This window comes from Pseudomonas putida (genome assembly GCF_030159595.1).
GTDB classification, from domain to species: Bacteria; Pseudomonadota; Gammaproteobacteria; order Pseudomonadales; family Pseudomonadaceae; genus Aquipseudomonas; species Aquipseudomonas putida_AC.
In genome coordinates, this window is record NZ_BSKJ01000004.1 from 268,335 (window position 1) to 286,448 (window position 18,114).

An 18,114-nucleotide genomic window follows, 5' to 3' on the forward strand; every position below is an offset into this window, starting at 1 on the left:
ACTCAAAGATGCCATTGATGAACACACTTCCGTCGCAGCCAAGCGCTGAACGCGGGGCGTTCTCCAGTTTCGAGGCGTGTCGCAACACCCAGCAGGGCCCCGTGGTGATCCTTGCCTCCGGCGCTTCTGCCAAGCACTTTCCGCTGGGCGAGTTCGCGCATTTGCCCATCATCGCCATGAACGGCTCGGTCGCCATGACCGCCGAACACGGCATCAATCCGTTTTTCTATGTGTGCACTGACAAGAGCTTTTGCCAGCAGCAGCCGGCCTTGTTTGCCACCGCCTTGCGCGACAGCGAACGCCTGGCACTCTGGCCCGAGCAATATGTCAGTGCCAATGTGCCTGCCAGCACCGAGCGATACACCCTGCACAAGGCCGATACCCCAGGCCTGCTGGACGGTTTGCGTGGCCACGGTGACAACTGTGTATGCAACCGTGCCCTGTGGAGCAAGCGCACCCGCTCGATCGCCTTCAGCAAAGACTTGGCATATGGTTTTTTCGACGCCCGCACCGTGGCCTATGTGGCCCTGCAGCTGGCGTATCACCTGGGCTTTGAAGAGGTGTTGCTGGTAGGGGTGGATCTGGACCAGACGGTGGGGCGCTTCTATGAAAACGGGCAGGGCCAGTGTTCGCCGTGCGGGCTCGACCAGCACTGGGACAGCCGCATCCTGCCGTCGCTGACGCTGATGGCGCGGGAGGTGGTGAACGAGCATTTTCACGTCTACAACCTGTCGGCAACCTCGCGCATACCCGCCGAGCTGATTCCCAAGGTCAACCTTAACGAAGCGCGGCGGATTGCCGGTTGTGCAATTACCTGAGCAAGAAAGCGGATGCGTACAGGGCTGTGGATGCGTACAGTACGCCCATCGCAAACAGGCAGGTAAACGCTTATGTCCAGCGCATTCACCCTCATGCAGTCGCCCGTCGGCACCTTGACCCTGGTGGCTCGCGGTGAGTGCCTGGCAGCCGTACTGTGGGAAGAGGAACGGGAAAACCGCGTTCGTCTCGGCGACCTGTACCGTGACGACCAGTGCCCGGTGCTGCTGGAAACTGCACGACAGCTTGGTGAGTACTTTGCGGGTAAACGGCAGCGCTTCGAACTGGCGCTGGATTTTGCCGGCACCGAGTTCCAGCGCCAGGTATGGGCCGCGTTGCTGGCGATACCCTTCGGTGAAACCCGCAGCTACAGCGACATCGCTCGGCAGATCGGCAACCCCAACGCGGTACGGGCGGTAGGCGCTGCAAACGGCCGCAACCCGATCTCGATCATCGCCCCGTGCCACCGCGTGATCGGTGCTTCGGGCAGCCTGACCGGTTTTGCCGGAGGCTTGGCGGCCAAGCAATACCTGCTGGCGCTGGAGGGCCGGGAAACCCTGGCGCTGGGCCTGTAAGGCGTCAGCTGAACCCGCTGGCGACCAGGCAGGCCAGTGCGGTCACTACCGACCCGGCGATCAGGGTGTAGCGTCGGTGGGCCCGCCGTGCATGGGGCCTGACCTCGCGCAGGTACTCGCCGGGTGTCGGTGCATCTGGCCGATGGCGCAACCCTTCGGCCACATCGGCAAGCTGGCCCTGGATCAGCAGGCCGACCAGGTAGTAAGTGCAGCCGTAACTCAGTAACACCAGCAAAACGTAGATCATGCCGGAGGTGGGTCCAAGGGCAGCGCCATTGCGCTGGCATTGGCAGTGTCCAGCAAGATCAGCCCTTCGCTGCGGTCATCCAGGCTGGCCAGCAGGCGCCCTTGGCTGTCCCACGCTGCCGAACCGCCGGCACCGATGAAGGTGTCGGCCGGCCCCACGCAGTTGGCCATCAGCACCGGCATGCCCAGTTCACGCGCCACTTCCGGGTAATGCACATAGCCTTCGCGGATGCCCTTGGCCGTTTTCGCCACGCTGACCAGATAAAGGTCGGCACCGCGCTCGCGTGCGGCGGCCGCGTGCGCCATGAACATCGATTCGTAGCAGATCGCCGGTGCCACTCGGTGTTCGCCGACTGGCAGCAGCAATGCCTGGTCGCCTGGGGTGAAGTAAGGCAGCTCGTCCTCATGCAGGCGCCGTTTGGCATAGGCCTGGCGCGGTGCCCCAGGGCTGAAGATTGGCATGCCGATGCGTATGCCGTCGGGCGTTGGCAGTGGCAGGCCCACGGCAACGGTGATACCCAGGCGGTCACAGGCTGCCTGTAGAGGATTCAGCCGCGTGGAAGTGACGGGCAGGGCAGCCTGGCGTGCCAGGCTGGGTTCATAGCCGGTCAGCGACAGCTCGGGGAACACCACCAGTTCGGCGCCAAGGGCCACAGCCTGCTCGATGCAGGCCAGGTGGCGCTGGAGGTTTCCTGCCAAATCGCCTTTGAGCGACGCCAGTTGTACGGCGCACAATTTCATGAAAACCCTTCCCTGGTACAGGTTGAAGGACCGAGCATACTACCGGCGCCAACACCTGTACCAGTGAAGGGTTTTTCAGGTTGCCGGGTGCGCGGCGAAGCGCTGGCGAAACCAGTCGTTGAGCATGGCTTTCTCGGCATACAGGCGGTCGCTGCTGCTGGCGACCCGACCCGGGCGGCTGAGGTACATCTTGTCGCTGACCCGCTCTTGCACTTGCTGGGCGGGTTTGCCCGGCTGACTGAGGGTGTAGGTCAGGTCGATCGTCGGCCAGGTGATCTCGCGCATGAAGCGCACATCGTAGGCCTGGCTGTGCCAGGGCTCGAAGCGCCCGGCCAGGTCGATATCGCGGATGTCGATGACCAGTTGCTGGCCCGGTTGCAGGTAACGCTGTCCGAGCTTCTGCAAATACTGGGTAAGGGTTTTCATCACATAGTCATCGGCGCCACGCTCATAACCGTGGCTGTCCAGGCTGGCATCGCGGAATTTTTCCGGGTGGTCGAAACGCACCTCGACCTGCGCGGCCGGGGCACCTTGTGCCATGCTGTCCAGTGACAGCGCCATGAGCACGGCACACACGAGGGCGGTACGCATGATGCACCTCCGGGGTAGAGTGGGGTGCTTCCATTTTACGCCTGCCATGGCGCCACCAGCAGAGGAAGATTGTAATGGGACGGTTTCGGCGGTTGCTCGCCAATATCCGGGGGCGGGACCTGGCCGTGGGGGATATCCATGGTCACTTCCAACGCCTGGAGAAATGCCTGGAAACGGTGGGGTTCGACCCGGCCGTGGACCGCCTGTTCAGCGTAGGTGACCTGGTCGACCGAGGGCCGCACAGCGAGGCCGCATTGGAATGGCTTGCGCGGCCATGGTTTCACGCGGTGCAAGGCAACCATGAGGCGCTGGCAATCACCCGCGTGCGAGGGGGGCGGCTTGACCTCGACATGTACCGTGCCGCCGGGGGCGAGTGGTTTCTTGAGCTGCCACGGGTTGAGCAATTACGTTTCGTGGAGCGTTTCGAGCAGTTGCCGATTGCGATAGAAGTGGAAAGTGCGGATGGCCTGGTTGGCCTGCTGCATGCCGACAGCCCATTTGCCGATTGGGCTGTATTACGGACCTGGCTGGAACTGGATGACGATCCCAAAGTGCGGGAAGTGTGCCAGTGGTCGCGCCGGCGGCTGAAGGAAGGCAATACCGAACCGGTGCAGGGCCTGCGTGCCTTGCTGGTGGGCCACACGCCGGTGCTGGAGGCCAAGCAGCTCGGCAATGTCTGGCACCTGGACACGGGGGGCTGGGCCAGTGGCCATTTCACCTTGATGGACATGCGGACGCTGAAGTTGGTCAGCCCCGCGCCAGATGCAGCATCAACACTGCCGCCAACAGCACCAGCATGACCCCCGATGCCCGCTCCAGGCACGGCAGGCTGCGGGCGAAACGCCTTAGCACCCGCTGGTTGCCGATGGCCACTGCGACCAGCAAGTCCCACAGCAGCACGATGCTGAACATCCACAGGGCGTAGGCTGCTTTCCAGCTGTCGCTGGCACTGGCGACCATGCTGGCCAGGCTGGCGTAGAACAGCGCGTTCTTGGGGTTGAGGATGCCAGACACGAACCCCATGCCTAATCCCCGCCACCAACCTTGTCCAGCCTGCTTGCCAGCGACCGCACCCAGCGGGTTTTGCCCGGCATGGCGCAGGAACAGCACGCCGATGTACAGCAGGTAGCTGGCACCCGCCAGTTGCAGGGTGGTGAACAGCAAGCTGCCCTCCTGCAGCACCGACAGACCGGTGAACGCCATGGCGATGAACGCGCCATTGGCCAGGGCGATGCCCAGGCAGGCACCGCTGGCGATGCGCCAACCGCTGCTGATCGAGGTGCGCGCAACCAGGAAGAAATCCGGGCCGGGTGAGAGCAGGGCGAGGAAGTGGGCGAGGGCAATGATCAGGAACTGTTGCATGGGGAAGGCTGCTCTGCGAAAAAAAACGCAGTCTGCTGCCGGGCCTGTCAGGCGTATTGAACAATATTGCAAACCCGGTCGGCGGGCCTTCAACGCCCTCGGTACTGCCCAGGCGTCACCCCCACATGGGCCTTGAACACCCGCTGGAAGTGGCTCTGATCGGCAAACCCGAGCTGGTAGGCCACCTCCGCCAGCGCCGCCCCTTCACCCAACAGCTGCCGCCCGCGATTGATTCGGGCATTGAGCAAGTAGGCATGCGGTGTGAACCCGGTAGCCGCACGAAACGCACGGATCAGCTGGTAGCGCCCAAGCCCTGCCTGACGTGCCAGTGCTTCCAGGCTCAAGTGCGACGGGTCTTGGCCCTCGATGCGCCTGAGCAACCCGCCAAGTGCGTTTGCCTCAAGGGCGGGGGCAGCGGATAGCGTCGGCTGTGTTGAGACGTCCAGATCCCCCAGAAAGGCAATCAGCGCTGCCTCCTTCTCACCGTTGCTGGCACGGGAAAACAACAGGCCGTTCAATTCGCAGAACTGACGATACACCTGCGGTTCCCGGCAGATACGCGCCGGTTCGCCAGCCCCGGCGCCGCTCAGCCCCGACTCCAGACGCAACTGCGTCAGCCACTCGGCATCCACATGCAGCATCTGGTAGCTCCAGGCCTGCCCGGGCGCGGGATTGCAGGCATGTACGCGGTGGGCCGGGACAAACACCAGCGTGCCGGGCGTCAGGCGTTCCTGCCCGTCGGCAGCCCCGGTGAAATGGCTGTTGCCAGCATCCACCGCACCGATGGAAAACGTGGGGTGACTGTGGGCCTTGTAGCAGGCCCGGCTATGGCAGGCGCGGCGGCTTTCCACATGCGCAAGTGCCGGGTTGCGCCATAGCGCGGCGTGGGAACGGGGCATCACAGGATCCTCGGTTTCGCCAGCAGGGTAACAGCTGCCGCGCACCCGTACAGTTTTTATCGCTGGCTGTAACTTGACCGCAAAGCCCGGCACCCGCCGAAATAGACACCTGTTGCCAAAGGAAAACAAGAATGGACCTTTCAAGCCTGCTGCTCTTCATCCCTGCCTGCTTCGCCCTGAACATGGCGCCGGGGCCAAACAACCTGCTGTCGCTGCACAACGCCAGCCGTTACGGGTTGCGCACCGCCTGCGTGGCGGGGGGCGGGCGCATCCTGGCCTTCAGCGGCATGATCGCCCTGGCGGCCATGGGCCTGGCGGTGGTGCTGCACACCAGCGAATACCTGTTCCTGACCATCAAGGTGGTGGGCGCGGCCTACCTGTTCTACATCGCCTGGCAACTGTGGCGCGCACCGGTGGGCGAGGCCGTGGTGGCAACGGATCACCCGCGTGGTACCTGGCGCCTGGCGCGTCAGGAGTTCTGGGTGGCGGCCGGCAACCCAAAGGCCATCCTGATTTTCACCGCCTTCCTGCCGCAGTTTGTTTCGGTCGGCAGCGCCACTCCGGTGAGCGAGCAGTTCCTGTGGCTGGGCGTGCTGTTCCTGCTGCTGGAATGGGCAGCCATTGCCATTTACTCAGGCTTGGGCGCCTACATGCAGCGCTGGTTCAGCCAACCCGGCCCACGCCGTCTGTTCAACCGGGTCAGCGCTTCCCTGCTGGGCTGCGCTGGCGTCGGCTTGCTGGCTGCGCGTCGCTAGAACTGCCAGCGCACGCCCAGGTTCACGCCGCTGGCTTCCTGCTGGCGGCTGTCCAGATTGGCGGTGTACTGCACGCCGCCATGCAGGCTTAGCGCTTGGTTGACCTGCGCCACCACGCCGCTCTCCAGTTGGACTGAGGTATAGCGGTAGTCGGTCTTGATCTTGTCTACCTCATCGAAGATAAGGGTGTCGCGGCCGCCGTCGCCATGCCACAGGCTGGCCTGTGCATAGGGCTGTAGCAGGCGCCCGCTGCTTCCCGCGAACGCGCCCTCCAGGCGTACGCCCAGGCGGCCGGTCAGTTCGACCTGGGCGTCATGACTGACGCGAGAGACGCTGTCGCTGGCGCTGTCGAGCGAGACCTTCTGCGCAATCAGCTGGGCTTGTGGCTCCAGGGTCCAGCGTTCGGACAGGGCGATGGGGTAGCCAGACTCAAGCGAAGCCGTCCAGGCGTGGCCGTCGATGTTCAGCTTGTCGCCACGGTCGGAGCGGGCCCGGCCATCCAGGCGGGTGTACTGCAGTACCGCATCCAGGTAGGCGCCTTGCGGCCCGACCAGTGTCCAGTAGGTGCCCACGCTGTCTCCGTCGAGCTTCAGATCACCCACACTGCGGTCCTGCTCGGCCAAGGCGAAGCCTTTGACATCGGCATCCAGGCGGCTATGGCTGACGTAGATACCGACATGCTGGCGATAACCGCTGTCGCCAACCTTGACGTACAGGTCCTGGCCCACCTTGAAACCGTACAGGTCGCCGTCCAGGCTCGGGCTGACCGTACCGCTCCATTGCTGGCGCAATGTGCCACCGTAGGCCTGGCCCCAGCTGGCGGGCAGGGCGCCTTCAGCTTTGAGCAATTGCTGGTCGCCCTGACGTTGGTGGAAGGTGCCTAACGCCTGGCGGGCGATGATCGCGGCGCCTCGTGGGGCCGCGGCGTAAACCGGGACTTCCGGGCGGTACAGCGGCAAGCTCTCGCCTTGCACAGGGGCGGGCAAGTCGACCTGACCGGGGGCTGGTGCTGCAACCGGTGGCGTAACGGCAGGCGCGATCACTGGGGGCTCCCCCGGCTCCGTTGGTTGGGTTGGCGCTTCGGGTACAGGGGCCGGGGCAACCACGGTTGAGCGCAGGTACCAGCTGTTCTCGCTGCCAGCGGTTACGCCGCCTTTGAACAGGCGGTAATCGTAGGCGCCAACCGACAGCGTCTGTGTCTGCACGAAGGCAGTGGCAGTACTGGTGGCGCCGTCCCGGGCTTCGACGACCTGGATACCATTCTGAGTCGTCGCTGCACCCGCGCCATTGAGGTTGTTGATGAGCAATTGGGTAGCGCCGCTAATGGCGCCACGGCTGACTACCAAGCGGTCGGATGCGGCGCCATCGCCCGCCAGCACGCTGTTCAGGCGCAGGCTACCGTTGTTGCTGGTGTAATCGCCCTGGATGGTCAGGCGGCCCTGGGCGTCATTACCACGGCTCAGGTCGATGGTGCCGGCGTTTACAACCGATACCTTGTTGCCACTCTGGATACTGACGATGCTGCCCAGGCGGCTGATCAGCGAGCTGCTCGCATCAATTTGCAAGGTACCGGTGCCCGTGGCAGGGATGACGCGTGGTTGGTCGGCGCCCAGATCTCCCAGGGTGAGGGTGTCGTCGAGGGTCAGCTGGCTGCCTTGTTTGAGGTTGATGCTCTCCCAGTTGGTGTACAAGGCACCTTTGCCGACCTGACTCTGCTCGACAGAAAGCGTGTCCGTGCCGGTGCCGCCGTCCAGGATAACGGCCGAGTTGCCGAGGTCGAGGGTGCGGACAGTGGCCGTGTCATTCCCATTCTCCAGGATGACTCGTTTCCCGATCTGACCGCCCGACCAGGTGAACACATCATCGTCATTGCCAGTGCGTATTTCGCCTTTTAGCGTACCGCCACTGATGGTGATCTTGTCTACGCCGCTACTGGTGCTGATATCACCGCCGATGGTGCCACCGGTCATGGTGATCGTGTCATTGCCAAGCCCACTGACGACGTTGCCGATAACGCGGGTTTCAATCCCAAGATTCTGGGAAATATTGAGAATGTTGTCAGCAAGCTTGAGATCTATCCGGCCAATGCTGCCGCCCTGGAAGTCGGCGATGTCACCATCTTCAAATGCGCCCGTGATAGTCCCGCCGGTCATGGTGAACGTGTCCATGTCACCCCCCTGGTTCAGCGACCCCAACGTACCGCCAGACATGGTGAACGTGTCTTGGCTATTGCCTTGCTGCAACGACAGAACCGTGCCGCCGTCGATGGTGAACGTGTCGGCAGCATTCGTCTGCACAAGGGCACCCAGATTGTCACCGGGTGAAACGCTCAGGGATTCAGCGTGAGCCAGCAACGGCAGGGTAAGCAGGGGGAATGCGGCAGGCAGCAGCAACCGGTGGCAACGCATAGGCAGGTCTCCGTGTCCATTGAAGGGTCCACTACCTGAAGCGTTGCTTCGGCCCTGCCTGTGTTTTATGTAATGTGCAGTGACGGGACAACTGGCAGAAATGCCAGGTGGCCCGATGCTATTAATCGCGGTAGAAGGTTTGCACCAGGTGATAGCCGAACTTGCTCTTGATCGGCCCATGCACCACGCGCAGCGGTTTCTTGAAGATCACCTGGTCGATGGCGCCAACCATCTGGCCTGGACGGACTTCGCCCAAGTCACCACCGCGCTTGCCCGACGGGCAGATAGAGCATTTCTTGGCGAGCACATCGAAAGCCTCGCCGTTGGCGATGCGCTGCTTGAGCTTCTCGGCTTCGTCAGCAGTCTTGACCAGGATATGGCGGGCTTGGGCTTTCATGGGGCTACCTGTGCATCGGGAAAAAGGGCGGCATTATGCCTGCTCGCGCAATTCCACGCGATCTCGAAACTGTTCCAGTGCCTCTGGGTTGGCCAGGGCATCGGTGTTCTTCACCGGCAAGCCATGCACCACATTGCGAATCGCCAGTTCCACCAGCTTGCCGCTGATGGTGCGCGGAATATCGCTGACCTGGGCAATCACCGCCGGTACATGACGGGGCGTGGTGTACTGGCGGATCACCTGGCGAATGCGCTGGCGCAGGGCTTCATCCAGTTGCAGGCCGTCGTGCAGGCGCACGAACAGCACCACCCGCACATCGCCGTTCCAGTCCTGGCCGATGGCCACGCTTTCCAGCACCTGTTCGACCTTTTCCACCTGGCGGTAGATCTCCGCCGTGCCAATGCGCACACCGCCCGGGTTGAGCACGGCGTCGGAGCGACCGTGAATCACCAGGCCCCCGCTGGCACGCTGCTCGGCATAGTCGCCCTGGGCCCACACCCCCGAATACTGGCTGAAGTAGGCATCGTGGTAACGGCGACCGTCCGGATCGTTCCAGAACCCCAGCGGCATCGAGGGGAAGTTGTGCGTGCATACCAGCTCGCCTTTTTCGTCCAGCACGGGTTGGCCATGTTCGTTCCACACTTCCACCGCCATGCCCAGGCCCTTGCACTGGATTTCGCCACGGCGCACCGGCAGGACCGGGTTGCCCAGCACGAAGCATGAGACGATATCGGTACCGCCGGACATGGACGCCAGGCACAGGTCTGCCTTGATCTTGCCGTACACATAGTCATAGCTGTGCGGTGACAGCGGCGAGCCGGTAGACAGCAGCAGCCGGAGGCTGGCCAGGCTGTGGCTGGCTGCGGGCTCAAGGCCCGCCTGTTCCAGTGCTGCCAGGTACTTGGCGCTGGTGCCGAAGGCGTGGATGCCCTCGGCGTCGATCAGGTCCAGCAAACGCTCGGGGCCCGGGTGGAAAGGCGAGCCGTCGTACAGCACCAGCGTTGCGCCAACCGCCAGGCCACTGGCCAGCCAGTTCCACATCATCCAGCCGCAGGTGGTGTAGTAGAACACTGTGTCATCGGCCTTCAGGTCGTTGTGCAGGCCGTGTTCCTTGAGGTGTTGCAGCAACACGCCACCCGCACGATGGACGATGCACTTGGGCACGCCGGTGGTGCCACTGGAATAGAGAATGTACAACGGATGGTCGAACGGCAGCGGGGTAAAGCGGGGCTCGCCACCCGGCTGGTAGAAGTCATCCCACAGGCTGACGCGTTTTGCGTGGAATTCGTCGGTATGGGTACCGCTGCGGGTGTGGGGCACCACGATCAGCTGTTCCAGGCCTGGGAGCTGCGCGCATACCTGGTTGACCTTGTCCACCTGGTCGATGTTCTTGCCGGCGTACTGGTAGCCGGCGCAGGTGATCAATACCTTGGGTTCGATCTGGCCAAAACGGTCGATGATGCCGTGCACGCCGAACTCGGGTGAGGAGGTGGACCAGACTGCGCCGAGGCTGGTGCAGGCGAGCATGGCAACCAGTGTTTGCCAAGTGTTGGGCATCACGGCGGCCACACGGTCCCCCGGGACGATACCTACGGCCTTGAACGCCGTTTGCAATCCGGCTACCTGGGCAGCCAGCTGTGCGTGGGTGAACACCTGGCGGTGGCCGTCTTCGCGTACGGTGACCACGGCCGGGCGGTCGTCGCGGCGGCGTAGCAGGTGTTCGGCGAAATTCAGCGTGGCGCTGGCGAACCACTGCGCATCCGGCATCTGCGGCCCTTCGCTGAGCACCTGTCCCGGCGGGGTATGCCAATGAACCTGGAAATAGTCGGCAAGGGTTTGCCAGAAGGCAGGCCGCTGTTCGATGCTCCAGCGGTGCAGCGCCTGGTAGTCGTTGAGCTGCAGGTTGTAGCGCAGGTTGACCCGTCGGCGGAAGGCATCCATCCGACTGGCCTCGATCTGCGCCGTGGAGGGGCGCCAGAGTACATCGTTCATGCCGAACCTCCTGTTACTGCCAGCATATGCTAGCCACTGTGGAAGCGGGCAAGCCCACTCCCACAGTGGCCGCGCAAGCGGTCAGATGTCGAGCAAGGCCGTGTTTACTCTACTTTAGCCTTTTGCACGTCCTGCGATGCCGACCACACGCGGTAGCGCACTTCGACATCCTTGGGCACATACACCACCACCGGCAGCTTGCTGTTGTAGCGCAGCAGGAAGCCATCACCAACCACCGGCACGAAGGCGTCGGTCTTCTTGCCATCCGGGCAGGCCATCAGTGTGCTGGCCGGGCCGCTGACCTTGTCCAGGCGGTAGTAGTTGTAGCCCCAGCCTTCCAGGGTGCGCTCTTCCAGGCTGCCGCCCAGGCGTTGGCGATTGCAGTCTACCTGCAGCGTCTTGCCGGCGAGGATTTCCAGTTTATAGGCCGACTCATCGGCCTGTGCTGGCAGGTGGATCACCTGCCGGGTGAAGCCTTTTTCCGCCTCGGGGTAGGGGGCGACGTCCTTCAGGCTGGCAGCCATCGCAGGGGCTGCGGCAGCCAGGGTCAGGGCCAGAATCGCGGTCATCGGGGTAGGGCGCATAAGGCCTCCTTGCAAATAATCGAATGCGAGACCACCGCCAGGCCCAGGCCGCCCGTCACTGGGCCAACCAGCCACCATCGACGTTCCAGGCGGCGCCGCGAACCTGGCTTGCGGCCTCGCTGCACAAGAATAGTACCAGCTCACCCAGGTGTTCGGGGGTGACGAACGCCAGTGATGGTTGCTTCTCGGCCAGCAAATCATGCTGTGCTTGCAGCGGGTCGCCACCGTTGGCAGCACGGTCGTCGATCTGCTTATGTACCAGCGGGGTCAGCACCCAGCCTGGGCAGATGGCATTGCAAGTGACATTGCTGGTGGCCGTTTCCAGCCCGACTACCTTGGTCAGGCCGACCACACCATGCTTGGCCGCCACATAGGCTGCCTTGCCAGTCGAACCGACCAGGCCATGTACCGAGGCGATGTTGATGATGCGCCCCCAGTTGCGCGTGCGCATGCCTGGCAGCGCCAGCCGCGTGCCATGGAACACGGCCGACAGGTTGAGGGCGATGATCTTGTCCCAGCTTTCCTGCGGGAACTGCTCCACGGGCGCTACATGCTGGATGCCGGCGTTGTTGACTAGGATGTCGACGCCACCGAATTCGCGCTCGGCCAGGGCGAACAACGCTTCAATCTGGGGCACTTCCGACAGGTCGGCCGGGTGGTGAACGGCCTTCACCCCGTGCCGGGTGATCTCGGCCAGCGCTGATGCCGGGTCGCCAAAGCCGTTGAGCACGATGTTGGCGCCCGCGCGGGCCAGCACCTGGGCGATGCCCAGGCCTATGCCGCTGGTGGAACCGGTGACGAGTGCAGTCTTGCCTGTGAGGGTCATGCAAAGCTCCTTGTCATGTAAAGGCAGGTCTGGCCTCTTCGCGGGTAAATCCCGCGAAGAGGTCGGGCGTGAAAATTCACCCTCGGGGATCAAACGCTTCGCGCAAGGCATCCCCGATAAACACCAGCAATGACAAGATCACTGCCAGCGCGAAAAACGCGGTAAAGCCCAGCCACGGCGCTTCCAGGTGTTGCTTGCCCTGAGTCACCAGCTCTCCCAACGAAGCACTTCCGGCCGGCATGCCAAACCCGAGAAAGTCCAGTGCAGTCAGGGTAGTGATCGCCCCGGTCAGCATGAACGGCACATAGGTCAGCGTGGCATTCATGGCATTGGGCAAAATATGTCGCAGCATCACCTGGCTGTCCGGCAAGCCCAGCGCCCGGGCGGCCTTTACATACTCCAGGTTTCGCCCACGCAGAAACTCGGCACGCACCACATCGACCAGGGTCAGCCAGGAGAACAGCGCCATGATTCCCAGCAGCCACCCGAAGTCCGGTTCGACAAAGCCGCTGAGAATGATGAGCAGGTACAGCACCGGCAACCCCGACCACACCTCCAGCAGTCGTTGGCCAAGCAGGTCGACCCAGCCGCCGTGGTAGCCCTGCAGGGCGCCGGCCACCACACCGACAAGCACGCTGACCACAGTCAGGGCAAAGGCGAACAGCAGCGATACCCTTGTGCCGTACAACACCCGCGCCAGCACATCGCGGCCCTGGTCGTCGGTACCCAGCCAGTTGCTCGCACTCGGCGGGCTGGGGGTGGGTACCTGCAGGTCATAGTTGGGCGTATCGGCACTGAACGGGATTGGCGCGAACAGCATCCAGCCGCCTTGGTCCGCGATCAGTTGGCGCACATAGGTACTGCGGTAGTCAGGCTGGAACGGCAACTGACCGCCAAACTGCTGTTCGGTGTAGCGCTTGAGCGCGGGTACATACAGCTCGCCTTTGTAGCCCAGCAGCAAGGGCTTGTCGTTGGCCACCAGCTCAGCGCCCATGCTCAACAGCAACAGACCGGCGAACAGCCACAGCGAGACCCAGCCCAGGCGGTTGCGGCGAAAGCGTTGCAGGCGACGGCGTGAGACGGGGGAAAGCATCAGTGCGCCCTCGTATCAAAGTCGATGCGCGGGTCGAGCAGGGTGTACGACAGGTCACCGACCAGACGGATCAACAGGCCCGCCAAGGTGAAGATGAACAGCGTGCCGAACACAATCGGGTAATCCCGCGACACCGCTGCGTCATAGCTCATGCGGCCCAGTCCATCGAGCGAGAAAATCACCTCGATCAGCAACGAGCCGGCGAAGAACACGGTGATCAGCGCCTGCGGCAGCCCGGCCACCACCAGCAGCATGGCGTTGCGCAGTACATGGCCATACAGCACCCGGCGTTCACTCAGGCCTTTGGCCCGGGCGGTGACCACATATTGGCGGGATATCTCGTCAAGGAAGGCGTTCTTGGTCAGCAGGGTGAGGGTCGCGAAACCGCCAACCACCAAGGCTCCGACCGGCAGTACCAAGTGCCAGAAATAGTCGGCCACCTTGCCCAGCAGGCTGAGCGCTTCGAAGTTGTCCGAAACCAGGCCGCGCACCGGGAACCAGTTGAGCGAGGTGCCGCCGGCGAACAGTACGATCAACAGCAAGGCGAACAGGAACGAGGGCAGCGCGTAGCCGACCACGATCAGTGCGCTGCTCCAGGCATCGAAGCGGCTGCCGTGGCGCACTGCCTTGCGAATGCCCAGCGGGATCGACACCAGGTAGGTGATCAGCGTGGCCCAGAAGCCCAGCGACAGGGTGACCGGTAACTTGTCCAGGATCAGGTCAGTGACCTTGGCGCCGCGGAAAAAGCTGTTGCCGAAGTCCAGCCGGGCATACTGGCCCAGCATCAGCCATAGCCGCTCGGGGGCGGATTTGTCGAAACCGTACTGGCGTTTGATCTCCTCGATCAGTTTCGGGTCCAGGCCTCGGGTGGCGCGGGACTCGCCGTGCACCACGTCGGCCCGTGCACCGGGTGCGCCGCCGCCAAGGCCTTGCAGGCGCGCCACGGCCTGCTCCACCGGGCCACCCGGCGCCGCCTGGACGATGGCGAAGTTGACCAGCAGGATTGCCAGCAGGGTCGGGATGATCAACAACAGACGGCGCAGGATGTAGGTGGTCATGGCGAGGACTTCCGGCGTTCGGCCATCTGCACGTTGGTCAGCGGGGTGGGGCTTATCTCCCACCAGGTGTCGAGGCCTTCGTCATAGGCCGCCTGGACCTTGGGCAGGCCAAAGCGGTTCCACCAGGCGGTGGAGCTACCCGGTGGGTAGTAGTTGGGGATCCAGTAGTAGTTCCATTGCAGCACCCGGTCCAGGGCTCGGGCGTGCTGCAGCATGTCGACCTGAGTGTCGGCACGTACCAGGCCGTCGATCAGGCGGTCCACGGCCGGGTCCTGCAGGACCATCAGGTTGTTCGAGCCAGGGTCGTGGGCAGCTGCCGAACCAAAATAGTTATACAGCTCGGCGCCCGGCGACAGGGTAACCGGGTAGCCGGTGACGATCATGTCGTAGTCGCGGGCCATCAGCCGGTTGACGTACTGGGCCGAATCGACGTTGCGGATGTTCAGGGCCACACCGATCTGTGCCAGGTTGCGCTTCCACGGCAGCAGCAAGCGCTCCATCCCCGCTTGGCCATTGAGGAAGGTGAACGCCAGCGGTGTGCCGTCGCTATTCACCAGACGGTCGCCTTCGGGGTGCCAGCCAGCTTGTTCAAGCAGGGCCAGGGCCTGCAACTGCTGCTTGCGGATGATCCCCGAACCATCGGTGACCGGGGCGGTGAACACGGCAGTGAAGACTTCGTCAGGTACATTACCACGCAGCGGTTCAAGCAGCTTCAGCTCGCCGGCATCAGGCAGGTTGCGCGCCGCCAGCGGGGTGTTGGAGAACACGCTCTGTTGGCGGATGTACATATTGCGCATCATCTGCCGGTTGCTCCACTCGTAGTCCCACAACATGCCCAGCGCCTGGCGCACACGGCGGTCCTTGAACTGCGGCTGGTCGAGGTTGAACACGAAACCCTGGGCCACCTGCGGCTTGGCCGGGCCCAGATGGGCACGCTGCAAGCGGCCGTCGTCCAGTTGCGCGCCGTTGTAGCCCAGGGTGTAGGCGGTGGCGGAAAACTCGCGGTTGTAGTCGTAACCGCCGCCTTTGAGCACTTGCCGGGCCACTTCGGTATCGCCGAAGTACTCGATGCGCAGCTTGTCGAAGTTGTAGCGGCCACGGCTGGCCGGCAGATCGCGCGCCCACCAGGCCGCATCGCGCTCGAAGGTGATGCTGCGGCCATTGTCGATGCGCCCGATGCGGTAGGGCCCGCTGCCGACCGGCTTGTCGAAGCCGGCACCGTTGGCGAAGTCGCGCTGCTGCCAGTCGTGCTCGGGTAGCACCGGCAGGCTGGCGAGGTCCAGTGCCAGGGTGCGGCCGTGCTCGGGCTTGAAGTCGAAGCGCACGCTGTGTGGGCTTTCCACGGTCACCCCGACCACATCGGCGAACTGGGTGCGGTACTTGAGGCTGCCCTTGCTCATCAACAGCTCGAAGGTGAAACGTACGTCCTCGGCGCGCACGGGCTTGCCATCGGCGAAGGTGGCACGCGGGTCGATGTTGAAACGCAGCCAGGCATCGTCGGGGCCGCGCTCCATGCTGTGGGCGATCAGACCATAGACGGTGTAGGGTTCATCGAACGCGCGTACGGCCAGTGGCGCATACAGCAGGCCATCGACTTCGCTGACGCCGATGCCTTTGTCGATGTACGGCAAGATGTGGTCGAACTGGCCGATCTCGATCGCTGAGCGGCGCAGGATGCCACCTTTGGGGGCGTTGGGGTTGACGTAGTCGAAGTGCTGAAAACTGGCGTTGTAGCGGGAGGCTTCACCATAGACGGTGAGGGCGTGGGTGGGGGCGGCGTGGGCCGTCAAGCCCAAGCACGAAAATACAAGCCCCCACAATACTTGTGGGAGCGGGTTTAGCTGCGAATGCGTCGGAGCAGGCAACGATGTTGTCTGATCTGGCCTCTTCGCGGGTAAACCCGCTCCCACAGGGGGGCTCATCACCGGGAAGGATGAATCAATCCTGGCGGCTGGTCACTTCCAGCAGGTGGTAGCCGAACTGGGTTTTCACCGGGCCTTGCACGGTGTTGACCGGGGCGCTGAACACCACGGTGTCGAATTCCTTGACCATCTGGCCTGGGCCGAACGAGCCCAGGTCACCGCCCTGGCGGCTGGACGGGCAGGTGGAGTTGGCTTTGGCGATTTCAGCGAAGTCGGCGCCTGCTTCGATCTGGGCTTTGAGTTCGTTGCACTTGTCGATGCTGGCGACCAGGATGTGGCGGGCGGTTGCACGGGCCATGGATACTGCTCCTTGGGGTAAAAAGGCAAGCCTAGCGCACTTGCTTGGGGTATGTCTCGCCAGGCTTGCAACCTTCGGCTTACAGTTTTTGTGCCGCTTCGCGCAACAGGGTTTCGGTCGAGGCCCAGCCCAGGCAGCCGTCGGTGATCGACACGCCGTACTTCAGTGCCCCCTTGCCCAGCGCCTGGCAGCCATCGAACAGGTGCCCCTCGATCATCACGCCAACGATCGAGCGGTCGCCGGTCAGGCGTTGCTCCAGCACATCGTTGAACACCGCTGGCTGGCGCGCCGGGTCTTTGCCGCTGTTGGCATGGCTGCAATCGACCATGATCCGCGCCTGCACGCCAACCTTGGCCAGTGCCTGGCGGGCCATGGCGATGCTGTTGGCATCGTAGTTGGGGCCCTTGTGGCCACCGCGCAGGACCAGGTGTGTGTCTGGGTTGCCCAGGGTTTCGATGATCGCCGGGTGGCCCTGTGCATCCATGCCGAAGTGGCGGTGCGGGTGGGCGGCGCTGCGCATGGCGTCGCTGGCGATGGCGATACCGCCGTCGGTGCCGTTCTTGAAACCGACTGGCAGCTCCAGGCCACTGACCATTTCCCGGTGTATTTGCGATTCTGTGGTGCGTGCGCCAATCGCGGCCCAGGCCAGCAGGTCGTCGAAGTAGCCGGCGGCCATCGGTTGCAGCAGCTCGGTGGCAACCGGCAGGCCACGTTCGATCATGCTCAGCATCAGCCCACGCGACAAGGCGATGCCCGAGTGCATGTCGTCGCTGCCATCAAGGTGTGGGTCGTAGGCCAGGCCTTTCCAGCCCACGGTAGTACGCGGTTTTTCGACGTAGGCGCGCATCACCAGCAGCAGCTTGTCTTCGACTTCGCGGCTGAGGGCGGCCAGGCGGTCGGCGTATTCCAGGGCCGAGCGGGGGTCGTGGATCGAGCAGGGGCCGACGATGACCAGCAGGCGCGGATCACGGCCTTCGAGGATGTCACGGATGGCCTGACGGTGGGCATGGACTTGCTGGGTAAGTTCGCTGGACAGCGGCATTTGCTGCTTGAGCAGGTGCGGGCTGGGCAGGCGCTTGCTGACGGTGGTGTTGGCTGCTTGCGGCTGGGTCAGGGGCAGTGCGAGGTTGGAGGCTTGCATGGCGTTTTTTCCCTGGGCGGACGGCGGGTTCAAGCCCGCGTGGTCGGCCCTATCGAGGTGTTCGACAAATCGTTGAATGCGTATTGGCTGCTGTATTGCCACCTGTGGAAGACCGGTCGGAGGCGGCAGGCTGGCCCGAACGGAATTGGCTAAATCGCCAGGCATAGGTGTTTGCGTAGTAATAAGTGGCGTAGTTCATGAATCTGTCCTCAATGTGAATCGGTGTTGTTCAAAGGCCTGAAAAGCAAAACCCCCGGTCGGGGAGCCGACCGGGGGTTTGAGTATTCTCATGTTCGGCGGCCCCTCGAAGGTGGGCGCCGTGTGGGTATCGGCGCCTAGTGGCTAAACCAATACCCAAAGTAATAGCTGGCAGGTGCCACGCAGCCGGCAACGGCCAGCACTGGGCGCAG

19 protein-coding genes are annotated in these 18,114 nt (G+C 63.3%); 4 read left to right on the forward strand and 15 right to left on the reverse strand.

The window, feature by feature from the left end:
- The first annotated feature begins 17 nt into the window (after positions 1-17).
- Positions 18-818: a lipopolysaccharide biosynthesis protein gene (locus QQL85_RS11165; RefSeq protein WP_284353683.1), complete on the forward strand. Its 801-nt coding sequence runs from the start codon at positions 18-20 to the stop codon at positions 816-818.
- Between the two features lie 72 nt (positions 819-890).
- Positions 891-1,391: a methylated-DNA--[protein]-cysteine S-methyltransferase gene (locus QQL85_RS11170; protein ID WP_284353682.1), complete on the forward strand. Its 501-nt coding sequence runs from the start codon at positions 891-893 to the stop codon at positions 1,389-1,391.
- Between the two features lie 4 nt (positions 1,392-1,395).
- Here QQL85_RS11170 and QQL85_RS11175 read toward each other — a convergent pair whose 3' ends face one another.
- The 3 genes from QQL85_RS11175 to QQL85_RS11185 all read right to left on the reverse strand — a co-directional run bounded on the left by QQL85_RS11175 (position 1,396) and on the right by QQL85_RS11185 (position 2,969).
- Positions 1,396-1,638, reverse strand: coding sequence for a hypothetical protein (locus tag QQL85_RS11175; protein ID WP_284353681.1), 243 nt, complete (start codon positions 1,636-1,638; stop codon positions 1,396-1,398).
- Complete coding sequence (locus QQL85_RS11180) at positions 1,635-2,378, reverse strand: carbon-nitrogen hydrolase family protein (protein ID WP_284353680.1); 744 nt, start codon at positions 2,376-2,378, stop codon at positions 1,635-1,637. Before QQL85_RS11180 ends, QQL85_RS11175 begins: the two co-directional genes overlap by 4 nt.
- A gap of 75 nt (positions 2,379-2,453) precedes the next feature.
- The gene (locus QQL85_RS11185) at positions 2,454-2,969 is read right to left on the reverse strand and encodes a DUF3016 domain-containing protein (protein WP_284353679.1); all 516 of its coding nucleotides are present in this window, start codon (positions 2,967-2,969) and stop codon (positions 2,454-2,456) included.
- A 74-nt stretch (positions 2,970-3,043) separates the two neighbouring features.
- On the opposite strand from QQL85_RS11185, the gene QQL85_RS11190 reads away from it, so the two are divergent.
- Entirely contained in the window at positions 3,044-3,769 is a 726-nt protein-coding gene (locus QQL85_RS11190; RefSeq protein ID WP_284353678.1) for a metallophosphoesterase, read from the forward strand.
- Here QQL85_RS11190 and QQL85_RS11195 read toward each other — a convergent pair.
- Positions 3,717-4,331, reverse strand: a complete 615-nt coding sequence (locus QQL85_RS11195; RefSeq protein WP_284353677.1) for a LysE family translocator — start codon at positions 4,329-4,331, stop codon at positions 3,717-3,719. The genes QQL85_RS11190 and QQL85_RS11195 overlap by 53 nt on opposite strands.
- Before the next feature lie 89 nt (positions 4,332-4,420).
- Positions 4,421-5,230: a helix-turn-helix transcriptional regulator gene (locus QQL85_RS11200; RefSeq protein WP_284353676.1), complete on the reverse strand. Its 810-nt coding sequence runs from the start codon at positions 5,228-5,230 to the stop codon at positions 4,421-4,423.
- Positions 5,231-5,361: 131 nt separating this feature from the next.
- Between QQL85_RS11200 and QQL85_RS11205 the strand changes: the two genes are divergently transcribed.
- Positions 5,362-5,985, forward strand: coding sequence for a LysE family translocator (locus tag QQL85_RS11205; RefSeq protein WP_284353675.1), 624 nt, complete (start codon positions 5,362-5,364; stop codon positions 5,983-5,985).
- Here QQL85_RS11205 and QQL85_RS11210 read toward each other — a convergent pair.
- The 10 genes from QQL85_RS11210 to QQL85_RS11255 all read right to left on the reverse strand — a co-directional run bounded on the left by QQL85_RS11210 (position 5,982) and on the right by QQL85_RS11255 (position 17,704).
- Positions 5,982-8,393 (reverse strand): autotransporter outer membrane beta-barrel domain-containing protein, encoded by a 2,412-nt coding sequence (locus QQL85_RS11210; protein ID WP_284353674.1) that lies wholly within the window; start codon positions 8,391-8,393, stop codon positions 5,982-5,984. The genes QQL85_RS11205 and QQL85_RS11210 overlap by 4 nt on opposite strands.
- Before the next feature lie 121 nt (positions 8,394-8,514).
- Positions 8,515-8,790 (reverse strand): peptidylprolyl isomerase, encoded by a 276-nt coding sequence (locus QQL85_RS11215; RefSeq protein ID WP_201163475.1) that lies wholly within the window; start codon positions 8,788-8,790, stop codon positions 8,515-8,517.
- A gap of 33 nt (positions 8,791-8,823) precedes the next feature.
- A complete protein-coding gene (locus tag QQL85_RS11220; protein WP_284353673.1) occupies positions 8,824-10,782 on the reverse strand; it encodes an acetoacetate--CoA ligase in 1,959 nt (652 codons plus the stop codon).
- 104 nt (positions 10,783-10,886) lie between these two features.
- Entirely contained in the window at positions 10,887-11,366 is a 480-nt protein-coding gene (gene eco / locus QQL85_RS11225; RefSeq protein ID WP_284353672.1) for a serine protease inhibitor ecotin, read from the reverse strand.
- A 55-nt stretch (positions 11,367-11,421) separates the two neighbouring features.
- Entirely contained in the window at positions 11,422-12,192 is a 771-nt protein-coding gene (gene hbdH / locus QQL85_RS11230) for a 3-hydroxybutyrate dehydrogenase (RefSeq protein ID WP_284353671.1), read from the reverse strand.
- Positions 12,193-12,268: 76 nt separating this feature from the next.
- The gene (locus QQL85_RS11235; RefSeq protein WP_284353670.1) at positions 12,269-13,285 is read right to left on the reverse strand and encodes an ABC transporter permease; all 1,017 of its coding nucleotides are present in this window, start codon (positions 13,283-13,285) and stop codon (positions 12,269-12,271) included.
- Positions 13,285-14,343, reverse strand: a complete 1,059-nt coding sequence (locus tag QQL85_RS11240; protein WP_284353669.1) for a microcin C ABC transporter permease YejB — start codon at positions 14,341-14,343, stop codon at positions 13,285-13,287. The genes QQL85_RS11235 and QQL85_RS11240 overlap by 1 nt, the downstream gene beginning before the upstream one ends.
- Positions 14,340-16,139 (reverse strand): extracellular solute-binding protein, encoded by a 1,800-nt coding sequence (locus tag QQL85_RS11245; protein ID WP_284353668.1) that lies wholly within the window; start codon positions 16,137-16,139, stop codon positions 14,340-14,342. Before QQL85_RS11245 ends, QQL85_RS11240 begins: the two co-directional genes overlap by 4 nt.
- 142 nt (positions 16,140-16,281) lie before the next feature.
- Entirely contained in the window at positions 16,282-16,563 is a 282-nt protein-coding gene (locus tag QQL85_RS11250; protein ID WP_284353667.1) for a peptidylprolyl isomerase, read from the reverse strand.
- A gap of 79 nt (positions 16,564-16,642) precedes the next feature.
- On the reverse strand, positions 16,643-17,704 hold the full coding sequence (locus tag QQL85_RS11255) for a 3-deoxy-7-phosphoheptulonate synthase (protein ID WP_284353666.1): 1,062 nt from the start codon (positions 17,702-17,704) through the stop codon (positions 16,643-16,645).
- Positions 17,705-18,114: the final 410 nt, after the last annotated feature.